This is a genomic window from Flavobacterium sp. (assembly GCF_049318325.1).
Classification (GTDB): domain Bacteria; phylum Bacteroidota; class Bacteroidia; order Flavobacteriales; family Flavobacteriaceae; genus Flavobacterium.
The window spans coordinates 1-10,749 of record NZ_JBMOGQ010000076.1 but is presented as its reverse complement, the minus strand read 5'-3'; the positions used below and the strand labels follow the sequence as shown (position 1 = coordinate 10,749).

The following is a 10,749-nucleotide window of genomic DNA, read 5'->3' as shown; positions in this document are numbered from 1 at the left end:
AACAATAATCTTTATCCATTACATTTTGAATAGCGTTTTCAAGCATTTCTGGCGAGGTGTTTTTAGTAAAGTAACCATTCGCACCCATCTCCATTACTTGATGCACTGCTTCTTTAGAAGTGAGTTGTGATAGTATTATAATCTTAAGAGAAGGATCAATTAATTTTGCCTGTTGGCACACATCAAAACCATGCATTATTGGCATTTCTAAATCCAACAATAATACATCAATGTCATATTCCTCCAAGTATTTTAAAAAAGCCAAACCATCATGCGTATCATAGACTACCGAAACACCTTCAAAAGAATCCAATAAAAGCGATAAACTTTTTCTAAACAGCTGATGGTCGTCAACTAAAGCAACTTTTGTCATAATTAATCAGATAAAGAAATAATGTAATGATTACCCTGTTCAATATTTTTTTGCTCCAGTTGAGCAGCTATGCTTTGCAAGCGTGATTGTATATTTTTAAGCCCCGTTCCTTTAGCGTGTCTATAAGCTGTCAAAAAATCAAAAGGAATACCATCATCTATAAGCTCAAAACAAACACCCTTTTGGGTATTACTCAAACGAGCAACGCAATAAGTAATCGAACCATGTTTTAGCATATTCGAAGTCAGTTCCTGAACCACACGAAACAACTCATAGGAAATCTTATCAGAAACCAAATTATCCTCCAGATGTAAATCAATCTTAAAATCTTTCCCTGTCGAAGCACTCAACTGCTCAAAATAATCTCGCAAAGCCAAATTAAATCCAGATGTTTCAAGCAAAGGAGGCATCAATTGATAAGAAATCAAACGCGTATTCTCAATAGCTTGTTCCAAAGAGGTCTTTATGGCTTCCAATAACTCCGGAGTATCTGTAGTTCGATTTTTTTTAGAAAATAAAAGAACATAATTTCTAATAGCATTCAAATCACTCTGTATGGCATCATGCAAATCTTTAGCAATTCGTTTTCGTTCCTTCTTCTCACTTTTCAAGGCAGTTTTCAATAACAACTCAGCTTCTTGCTTCTTAATTTTAGCCAAATGCCGTTGGTAAAACAAAACCATAAATAGTAAACATAATGCCAAAAAAAGCATCAAAAATGTTCCAATAAAAAATATCGATTTTACTTCGTTCGTGCCATCCATAAACCAACAAGCAATAATGTTCGCAAAACAAAATTCAATAGTATGTTCAACAACCAATACGATTGAAATGTACTAGAATCTAATTTATATAAATGATTACTGAGTAAAAATAAAAATAAGGTGCCACAATAGTATAAAACAAAACCCGAAATAAAATAAAAGGCACTATCATCCAAGAGGTTTTCTATATAGGCATCAATTATTAATTTTCTAAACCATATAATTGTAAAGAAAAGAATAAACATGGTAATAAATATATCTATATAAGAAGTGATAATTAAAACATCATCAATTCTAAACTGCATATATAAAAAAACACAGAACGCAAAAAAGGCAACTAAGAATAGTTGGAACAAATTTGAAAATTGTTTTTGTAGAATTTCAAAGTAAAAATAATAGATACATAAAAAGGCTAAGACTTCGAAAAAAACAAACCAATAAGAAACATTCCATCCAAAAATAAGTGTACCAAAAAATTCATACAAGCTTGATACAAACGTCAAGGTAATAAATGGAATTATAGGTTTTAGTTCTCTAGCATTTTTGCTCCTAGCAATAAAATAATAGAATAAAGGAGTGATACCAAAGATAATTACAAAATATAATAAAAACATAAAGAATATATAATATAAAACCTATCTGTAATAACAGATAGGTTTTATTCAAAATTAACTAAAATTTTTTAAACTAAACCAATTTTAGGTTTAGGACAAAACGGTGGACATGTAGCCATTCTATCATAAATAATACCATATTCTAAAATATCTTGTTCCTCTTTATCAACACCTACCAAAACCAAACTTATTTTTTGGGCTTCTTCATCATAGCCATTATAAATACGAATACCTATGCATCCTTCTTGCTCCAATATTTTTTTTACATTATCACTTCCTATAAAAGACGATACTGTTTGTTTAGGAAATTTTTCGGCAAATAGGGTAATAATTTTCTTTGCCTCTTCTTCAGAAATAATACTACCTGTGGTTGGGTCTAAATTCATAATTGAATGTGATTTTAAAAATTAATAAAACAAAAATAAGTGGTGCTTCCGTGTATAAAAATACGTGTTTATACGTATATAAAATTATAATTAATAAAAGCGTAAAACAAATGAATAGGAGTAATAACAAGTATAATTATACGTATAAATACGGATTGTAATTACAAAGCATTTGAGACAACTTTGTCATTATGTAAATTATAATTACGAAGTGAAAAAATACTACCTACATAACGGTCAAGAAAACAGTGGTCCTTTCGATAAGGAAGAACTCAGAGTACAAAAAATAAACAAAGACACTCTAGTTTGGTCTGAAGATTGGAACGAATGGAAAAAAGCTGGTGAAATAGACGAATTAAAAATTATTCTATTAAGTATTCCTCCTCCTCCAAATTATAATCTCAACGATACTCAAATTTTTTCCAAAAAATTCAATTTTATCAAATATGTGGTTATAGCAATAAGTCTATTGGCATTTTTAACCATCGCAGGCAAAGTCATTTCAGAATACAACTCCAGTCCTGACAACCCAGATCTTGAAAGCTATACTCTCAAAATGCAAACTAGAAATAACATAACCAACCTAATTAAAGTAACTACTAACCAATTTTCAGTTGACACATTTGGTGGTATTTCAAATTTAGATGTAATTGTTACAAACAATACAGACTATACTATTGATGCGGTAATAGTAGCAATCGACTATATCAAACAGAATGATGGTATTTACAAAACAGAATACCTAACCTTCAACAACATCCCTTCTAATCAAAATAAATCACTAGCAGCATCAGACAGCAATAGAGGATTGTCTATAAAACTCACCAAAACATACATAAAAGCATCAGAATTAAATCTATGCTACGATAGGAATATAACACCAATCATAGGTGACCCCGACCCGTTCAGATGCAATTAAAAAAAAACGATTATTAAAACAGACCGTATGAATCCAATTTTACCAGATTTTTTATTCCCAGCAGTTGGCTATTTTGAAAATGATTCAACAAATATGCCTACAATATTTACAATTCTAGAATACAGAAATCAAGCAGAAACTTTATACACTGCATGGTTTCATGAAAACAATAAAAGGTCAATTACTGTGTTCAAGAAAAAAAATATGTGGTTTGAAAAAGAAACAAATATGGAAACTTTTAATTCAAAAGTAATTGGGCAAGCAATAGAAATATATAACCCCTACCCACTCAAATTCAAATAAAAACCAATAAATGATTAAAAAAACAATCCAAATCATTGCAATTCTAATCCTAACCACAATAGGAACCACGGTCTACTATACCGCTGGCAGAAAATGCACTGGTTCAAAAAACTGCAACGCCTGTAAAAATTGCAAATACTGCAAACACTGCGCTAAAAATGGTGGAACTTGTGGAGTGTGTAAGTAAAAAAGATATATACTAGTTATTCAACACTCTCACATCCTATCGCACTATTCCCATTGCGTGGCAACTAAACAAATAAAAATAAAAAAATAAAAATAAACAAATAAAAAACACATGAAAACCAAAGCAATCAAACCAGGACCAAAAAGAATAGCAACATCAACAGGAAAACCCGACCAACGCCAACGCGATAACAAAGGAACGCCTGGCAATACACCATCGTTAAAACCATCTAAATCAACGCCAAAAAAATAAAATCAAACATTATTACCATCATTTAAAAGCTATTTAAAATTGATAAATATATAAACGAGTTAAAAGCAAGCCGTTAATCTCTTATGAAAGAAACCAATCTCAAAATTTGTTATTGTTGTTTTTCACTTTATAAATTTAATGAAGCTGAAATATTTAATTGTCCAGTTTGTTTTGAAGAACAAAATCAAAGTCAGTATATTGATTATTTATATACTTCTCGAAAAATAGTTAGATATGGTTATCAATATCGTGACCATTACGAAAAAGATTTTGAAATAAATCCGGAATTTAGTTGGCGATATCATCTAGTCGAACTCAATGAAATTTATAATTTTATTGCTTTAGCTATTTCTAATACTATTGTTGGGAACATTGCTTGGGAAGGAGTAAAAACATTAATTAAAAAAATAAAAAATGATCCGCTTATTATAGAAATACAAGATGACGAATTTAAAAAATTTCTTGAAGACGAGAAGGAACAAGAAAAATTCGTAAAGTATATTCATGAATTTAGAAATGAGAAAATGAATACTCATCCAAAAGTTTTAGAAGCAATAGTTGATGAAATTGAAACGCATGAAAAATCAGAAAGGCTTATGCAAACACCTCAAATAAAAGAAATAATTGCTAGGCTTGAAAAAATGGAAAAATTACCAAAACTTAAATCAGACAAGCCAAAAAAGGGAAAGAAAAAATAATACATTCGGCCAGCTTATCCCCGATCTCAAAAGTCTAACTAATTCATTACTAATTTTAAATCAATTACTAAATCACAATTATTATGAAACATTATTATGTTAACAAAATTAAACAATCAAATGGTGACCACGAAGTACACGAATTAAGTTGTATTTATTTGCCAAGTGTTGAAAACAGAGAATATTTAGGTTTATTCAATGATTGTAAAGAAGCTGTAAAAAAAGCAAAAGAAAAATATACTCAATCTAATGGATGCTATTTTTGTTCGAATTCATGTCATAAATCATAAACCTTATCCCAAAATTTCGAAAGACTCATATCTCATAGAAACCAAACTAAAAACTAACATTAATTATATTAAATAATTGTGAGTAAATTTAATATATATAGTTACAAAAAACTTAATAATAGCGATATGCAAGAATACATTTTTAAAATGACAAATAACATGGAAATTTTTATCATAAAATTTTCACATTATGAACGTAAATGTTATTTACCAATTATTGTCAATTTTTCAGACATACCAAAGCGGATAGAAGAAAATAAAATTCTTAAAAACCTAGTCGAAAATTTGAAAAAGGCAAACGGAATTTCTCAGGTAACATTTATTAGTGGTGGTATTGACACTTTTGAGGAGTTATCAAAAGTCTTTGACACAATTATGGGTGGGGTGGACAACCATAAAATTAAATATTTAAATTTTTATGAAAGAACTGTATCAGACTCATCTTTGATAAATTACGATAAGTTCAATTACCAACAAATTAAATATAAGCAAGTACTATCAATTCCAGTTAAAGTTTTGGAAGATAATTCAGTTGTAGAAGAATTCGGAAGTTATCCTTTACCAATAATATTGATTGAATAAAAATCTACTTCCGCTTCTTCGCGATTCCCATCGCGTGGCAACCAAACAAAAAGTATAACCAAATAAAAAAACCAGTTCTCATAAGCCTCCCAACTTTTGGACTGAATTAAAACCCAACGCTACCGAATAATTCCCATCGTGTGTTATTCACTAGCCAAACTCTACAAAACCAAATCAAATCACAATAAAACTAGTTAACATAATTGATTTATGAAAGAAATCAAGATTAAATACAAACAAGACTATCTCAATGAAAAGTATCCCTTTGGAGAAGCACCAAAAGTAACAGAAAAAAAACGATGCATCCATTGTGATGAAATAATAATTGTGGGAGATTTTAAAGTGTTTGCAGATGATGAAGAATTCGAATACATCTGTTGTCCCAATGCCCCTGATTGTGATGGAACAGTTATAGATTGGATAGAACCTTAGACAATTCAGTAATGGTTTTCCTTATCCCCAACTCAAAACTGATAACCAATAACTGATAACCGACAACTCACAACTCCCTTGAATCCAAAATACAACATACTATTAAACAAACTCAATGAACAACTAAACTTCATTGATTTAGAAATAGACGACCAAATCAAGAAGTGCGAGCAAGCCATTACTATTATATTAAAATCCATAAACGAACTCAAAAAAGCAACATACAAAACCAACTTCAAAACAGAAACAGAAGAAATACAATTCTTCAAAGAAATAAAACCCCAATTCACCTCAAAACTAATCTACTTCAATAGAGTCTATAAAATAGAAATGAAAAAGCCAAATGGAGGCAATCGAGTACTCAAAAAGTATTACAACAACGAGCTTCTTAAACTAAAAGCTTTTTTTGACAACGAATTAGAGTTCTACCAATACTACCGTTCATGTAGCACCTACCTAGATTTTAAATACTTTCTAAGAGGAAAATTCGATATCAAACTAGCTCTCGACTCTTATTATTTCGAAACAGACACCTCTTTTGCAACATCACACGATTACAAAGTGTCAACAATCCTAGCAAACGACCTTATTGAGTTATACATTGAAAACCAATTAATTATGTTGGAAAACAAAGAAAATACAGAAAAATCACAACGCAAACCCAACGTAAAAATGACATGGACAGGCTCAAAAGTAGCCTTAGTAGAAATGATGTATGCACTCCACACCGAAGGAGTATTCAATAATGGAGCCGCAGATCTAAAAGAAATAGCCGAATATTTTGAACATATTTTTGAAATTGATTTAGGACAATACCGCCGTGTATTCCTTGAAATCAGGGCAAGAAAGAGTGATAAAACAAAATTTGTTACCACCTTAAATGACCAACTTTTGAAACGAATGGAAGACTCAGATGAGGTAATTTAAATAAAAATCGTTCACAACGCGACCTCCGTTGTGAAAGAAAAACTTTCAAACACTTCAAATTTGTACCATAACAATTTAAAATATACGTTATGGCAATCGAAGTTATCACTCGTGAAGACTTACATGAATTCAGAAGTCTTCTTCTCAATGATTTAAAAGAAATCATTCAATCCAAACCACAACAAGTTAAGCAATGGCTGAAGTCTAATGAAGTACGAAAGTTGCTTAACATTTCTCCTGGAACACTTCAAAATCTCCGAATTAATGGTACTTTGACTTTCACAAAGATTGGGGGTATAATGTATTACAACTATTCAGATATTGAAAAAGTTTTGAATGGTAATACAAGAAAAAATACAATATCAATTTCAAAGTAATGTAATTATGAATTACATTAAACACCTCACGGGTTTCTTCAATTGTATTGTCAATGAACAAACCATTTACCCGACCCACATTAGCCTTTATTTAGCATTATTTCAACGTTGGAATGTCAATCGTTTTAAGAATCCAATTGCAATTTCAAGGGATGAGATCATGAGATCTAGTAGGATTGCTTCAAAAGCTACCTATCATAAGTGTATAAAAGAATTGCAATTGCTTGGATTTATCGAGTATCTGCCATCCTACAATCCTTATTCGGGAACCGAAATTGTAATGCACAATCTATCGGACGGCAATATCCAAAAAGGCAGTTCAATCATTGAACGAACCAGTTTATTAATTAACCCGCCTAATAGGCAGGCTAGAGAACAAGTTAATGAACCGCATATATATAATAATAAACAAACATTTAAAAACAATAAAAACATATCTATTGAAAGCAATTTTGAAGATTCAATTCAAGAAGAATTTTTAAAAACTGGTGAGAAAGAAAAAAAAAGTTCCGCGAAAAAAAAAGAAAGTCCAAGTTTGGAATTGGTCATGGAATATTTCAAAAATCAGGAATACTCAGAGATTGAAGCAGAACGATTTTTTAATTATTACACAAGTACAGGTTGGCTTGTTGGAGGGAAAACCAATATGAAAGATTGGAATGCAGCTGCACGAAACTGGATGCTTACAACTTCTAAATTCAGTATCAATTTACCATCAACAAAAAAAGAAACAAGAGCCAATAATTTACAAACCAATGAAGACAAGGATTATGCAGAACCATTATAAAATAACCAACAATGAATTTACAGTACAATTATCCGGAAATTCTAGCTTGGTTGGAACAGAAAGGCAAACAAGACTTTGGAGAAAAATTTCATTTTAAAGAACAGGACACACTCAACATCACAAAGCTTGTAGCTTATTTTCTGAATGATGAAGCAAAAACGAATCAGTTCGGTATCGATTTGACCAAAGGGATTTTATTATCAGGACCGGTAGGCTGTGGTAAAACAACTTTAATGACGTTGATGAAATATGTTACCAAACCAAACAATAGATTTTATTTAAAGACTTGTAGGGATATAAGCTTTGAATTTATTAAAGAAGGCTATGAAATAATTCATCGTTACAGTCGTGGCAGTTATTCCCAAACCGAGTATAAAATTTTTTGCTTTGATGATTTAGGGGTTGAACAAAACTTGAAGTACTTCGGAAATGAATGCAATGTAATGGCTGAAATCATCCTTTCGAGATATGATCTACTCATTGCGAGAAAAGTGCAAACGCATTTAACAACTAACCTTTCTGCTTCGGAAATAGAAACAGCTTACGGAAATCGCATCAGGTCAAGACTTAGAGGAATGCTGAACCTCATTTCATTTGATAAGAACACAGCAGATAAACGCTAATTAAAAATACTAAAATGAAAATAACCTTAAAGAAAATTAAGAAAATAGACATTGAGATAATACAATCTGAATTGCTAAAATTCATCCGTTATAAGGTTGACAATATTGCCCATTGCAAGGATTATGAAAGGTATTGCAATGATATTGTAGTGATTGACACATTGCAAAGCATGTTCTATTTGTTTAGGAAAAAAATTGAAAGTAATAGGAGTATCTCCAATATTTCATTAAGTCCTACACAATCGGTCATTTTACTTTATTGCTGCCAATGGAAAAGGATCGAAAGAAACCGAGAACAGCGAATTACTATGCAATTAATCTCAGATTCCATACACCAAAAATTAACCAATATTAACTAATGATGAAACTAAAAAACCGCTTCAAAATAATATATCTTAACTTATTTGCTCTTCTAATTTGCTTCAAAATAATGATAACTGCACCATTGCAATTCTTTGATTTTATCCTTTTTGGCAAAAACCGAATATTGAAATATTTGGAAGACAAAATCTTCAAAATACTGTTTATGATCAATGACTTGAGAAAAAATGTTTAATCTTAAATAGCCTATAAATGAGTAAGGCAAATAAAAAACCTCTTCCGCATTCAGTAACCAAATCGGAGCTTATTGAAATGTATTGCAACCAATTCAGTGAAGCCAAAATAAGGAATCAAATCAATGAAATTCTAAAGGAAAAGAACATTTCAAAAGACACTAAGATAATCCCACATATAGAATTTATGGAGTTCGTCGAAACTTACGGATTACCCAAAGGGTATCATTATGAGGACGATGTTTGATGCAATAAAATTGCAATGTTACCTGACAATACTTTACAATACCTAAGAAATCATTACAATACCTTTCAATACCTCTCAATACTTCAAGGCGAGTTTTTTTTATTTCCAATATTTGCTCATGAATGCTAGGAAATGAAAATGACCAAAGATGAAATCAACCTAATTCTAAAACGAAGTATAAAAAAAGGAGACGAGTTCGACCATTTGATTGAAAAGCCAAATGGGCAAAAAGTAAAACTGAAATCTGGTAATACTTTTTACTCAGTCAAGATGATGAAAATATGGGTAGAGACTTTCTATAAGCAGGTTGCTAAATTGTCACTTTTACTAAAAGGCAAAACAATAAAAGAAACCTGTGATAAAATTCATTATTTCCTGTATTACGACATCCAATATCAGGCCGATGGTGTAACTCAGAATTTAAGGAGTCCAGCCAATAGTTGGTTTAATCGCAGGGAAGGAATTGACTGTAAAAGCTATTCGATTTTTGCCAGTTCGGTTTTGATGAATTTAGGGATTAAACATTATATCCGTCAAATCAAACAGCCAAAGTTTAACCCCAAGCAGTTTACTCATGTTTATGTAGTTGTCCCAGAGAATCAAGCAAGTGAAAACTTAGATGAAGGGCATTTTATCATTGATGGCACAATACAAAGCAACAAAGAGCCAAGTTATACCGAGAAAAAAGATGTTTTTATGGATCAGAAACTACCCCATATCGGACTGAATTGTCCAATGCCAAAAAAAAGGAACTGGTATGTTACAAAGAAACCTTCTTCAAAAACATATGAGTTATATGACTTTGCTAGGAATGCTGAACAAGCGAAAAACATGTTGGCTTCACTAGAAAATCAAGCAGTTGCCCATAAGTCAACTAGTCAAGGCGGAGCCTATAACATTTATGTAAAAAGTAATAGTGTATTCGGAAGCAAAAGAGGCTTGAAAGGCGCAGCTAAAACAGGGCAAAAAGCAAAAAAAAAATTTCCATTTTAAAAACGAAACCATGATAATATTAGAAGAACAAACCGGATTAAATGCAGGCTTAAATCGAGGTTTAAAGATTGGCAAGTTCCTTAAAAAGAATGTGCGTCTAAGAAATGTCTCCATTAAAAATGCTATTAAAGTTGGGAAAGCAGTGGCTCCTATTGCATCAGCAGCAATGACATTCGTTCCCGGCGGTGGCGTAGCCAGTAAATTGATGAACAGCAAAGTGGGTAAGATATTCACTAAAGTAAAAAACGGGAAAGTAGTAAAATTTGCTACCAAAGTTGCCAATAGTAAAGTTGGAAAGTTTGCATTAGATAATGTAGTTAAACCAACTGTCAATAATGCTTTTGCCAATAATCAAATGGAAAATTCTGAGCCAGTTGAACTGATGCCAAATGCAACTCCGACACCAGCCCAATTAGAGACAATTGCGCAAACTAAAGGAGT

19 protein-coding genes are annotated in these 10,749 nt (G+C 31.4%); 15 read left to right on the top strand and 4 right to left on the bottom strand.

What is annotated here, in order from left to right; translation table 11 throughout:
• The 4 genes from ACOYLP_RS07950 to ACOYLP_RS07935 all read right to left on the bottom strand — a co-directional run.
• On the bottom strand, positions 1-373 hold a 373-nt coding region (locus tag ACOYLP_RS07950), incomplete at its 3' end, for a response regulator (protein ID WP_422855645.1).
• 2 nt (positions 374-375) lie between these two features.
• Entirely contained in the window at positions 376-1,137 is a 762-nt protein-coding gene (locus ACOYLP_RS07945; RefSeq protein WP_422855644.1) for a sensor histidine kinase, read from the bottom strand.
• Positions 1,116-1,442, bottom strand: a complete 327-nt coding sequence (locus ACOYLP_RS07940; protein WP_422855643.1) for a hypothetical protein — start codon at positions 1,440-1,442, stop codon at positions 1,116-1,118. Before ACOYLP_RS07940 ends, ACOYLP_RS07945 begins: the two co-directional genes overlap by 22 nt.
• A 377-nt stretch (positions 1,443-1,819) precedes the next feature.
• Positions 1,820-2,137, bottom strand: a complete 318-nt coding sequence (locus ACOYLP_RS07935; RefSeq protein WP_422855642.1) for a hypothetical protein — start codon at positions 2,135-2,137, stop codon at positions 1,820-1,822.
• A gap of 211 nt (positions 2,138-2,348) precedes the next feature.
• On the opposite strand from ACOYLP_RS07935, the gene ACOYLP_RS07930 reads away from it, so the two are divergent.
• The 15 genes from ACOYLP_RS07930 to ACOYLP_RS07860 form a co-directional block, all read left to right on the top strand.
• The gene (locus ACOYLP_RS07930; RefSeq protein WP_422855641.1) at positions 2,349-3,056 is read left to right on the top strand and encodes a DUF4339 domain-containing protein; all 708 of its coding nucleotides are present in this window, start codon (positions 2,349-2,351) and stop codon (positions 3,054-3,056) included.
• 27 nt (positions 3,057-3,083) lie between these two features.
• Positions 3,084-3,359 (top strand): hypothetical protein, encoded by a 276-nt coding sequence (locus ACOYLP_RS07925; RefSeq protein ID WP_422855640.1) that lies wholly within the window; start codon positions 3,084-3,086, stop codon positions 3,357-3,359.
• Between the two features lie 298 nt (positions 3,360-3,657).
• The gene (locus ACOYLP_RS07920; RefSeq protein WP_422855639.1) at positions 3,658-3,798 is read left to right on the top strand and encodes a hypothetical protein; all 141 of its coding nucleotides are present in this window, start codon (positions 3,658-3,660) and stop codon (positions 3,796-3,798) included.
• A gap of 83 nt (positions 3,799-3,881) precedes the next feature.
• On the top strand, positions 3,882-4,496 hold the full coding sequence (locus ACOYLP_RS07915) for a hypothetical protein (RefSeq protein ID WP_422855638.1): 615 nt from the start codon (positions 3,882-3,884) through the stop codon (positions 4,494-4,496).
• 83 nt (positions 4,497-4,579) lie between these two features.
• The gene (locus ACOYLP_RS07910; protein ID WP_422855637.1) at positions 4,580-4,786 is read left to right on the top strand and encodes a hypothetical protein; all 207 of its coding nucleotides are present in this window, start codon (positions 4,580-4,582) and stop codon (positions 4,784-4,786) included.
• A gap of 126 nt (positions 4,787-4,912) precedes the next feature.
• Positions 4,913-5,368 (top strand): hypothetical protein, encoded by a 456-nt coding sequence (locus tag ACOYLP_RS07905; RefSeq protein ID WP_422855636.1) that lies wholly within the window; start codon positions 4,913-4,915, stop codon positions 5,366-5,368.
• 210 nt (positions 5,369-5,578) lie between these two features.
• Complete coding sequence (locus ACOYLP_RS07900) at positions 5,579-5,800, top strand: hypothetical protein (protein ID WP_422855635.1); 222 nt, start codon at positions 5,579-5,581, stop codon at positions 5,798-5,800.
• A 78-nt stretch (positions 5,801-5,878) separates the two neighbouring features.
• A complete protein-coding gene (locus ACOYLP_RS07895; protein ID WP_422855634.1) occupies positions 5,879-6,727 on the top strand; it encodes an RteC domain-containing protein in 849 nt (282 codons plus the stop codon).
• Positions 6,728-6,816: 89 nt separating this feature from the next.
• Positions 6,817-7,104, top strand: a complete 288-nt coding sequence (locus ACOYLP_RS07890) for a helix-turn-helix domain-containing protein (RefSeq protein WP_422855633.1) — start codon at positions 6,817-6,819, stop codon at positions 7,102-7,104.
• Positions 7,105-7,111: 7 nt separating this feature from the next.
• Positions 7,112-7,891: a transcriptional regulator gene (locus tag ACOYLP_RS07885; protein ID WP_422855632.1), complete on the top strand. Its 780-nt coding sequence runs from the start codon at positions 7,112-7,114 to the stop codon at positions 7,889-7,891.
• A gap of 11 nt (positions 7,892-7,902) precedes the next feature.
• Positions 7,903-8,514 carry an AAA family ATPase gene (locus ACOYLP_RS07880; RefSeq protein ID WP_422855631.1) on the top strand — a complete coding sequence of 204 codons (612 nt, stop codon included), beginning with the start codon at positions 7,903-7,905 and terminating at the stop codon, positions 8,512-8,514.
• A 14-nt stretch (positions 8,515-8,528) separates the two neighbouring features.
• Positions 8,529-8,873 carry a hypothetical protein gene (locus tag ACOYLP_RS07875; protein ID WP_422855630.1) on the top strand — a complete coding sequence of 115 codons (345 nt, stop codon included), beginning with the start codon at positions 8,529-8,531 and terminating at the stop codon, positions 8,871-8,873.
• Positions 8,874-9,087: 214 nt separating this feature from the next.
• Positions 9,088-9,315, top strand: a complete 228-nt coding sequence (locus ACOYLP_RS07870; protein WP_422855629.1) for a hypothetical protein — start codon at positions 9,088-9,090, stop codon at positions 9,313-9,315.
• 132 nt (positions 9,316-9,447) lie between these two features.
• Entirely contained in the window at positions 9,448-10,308 is an 861-nt protein-coding gene (locus tag ACOYLP_RS07865) for a transglutaminase-like domain-containing protein (protein WP_422855628.1), read from the top strand.
• 10 nt (positions 10,309-10,318) lie between these two features.
• Positions 10,319-10,749, top strand: a 431-nt coding sequence (locus ACOYLP_RS07860) for a hypothetical protein (RefSeq protein ID WP_422855627.1), incomplete at its 3' end; no start/stop codon positions are given.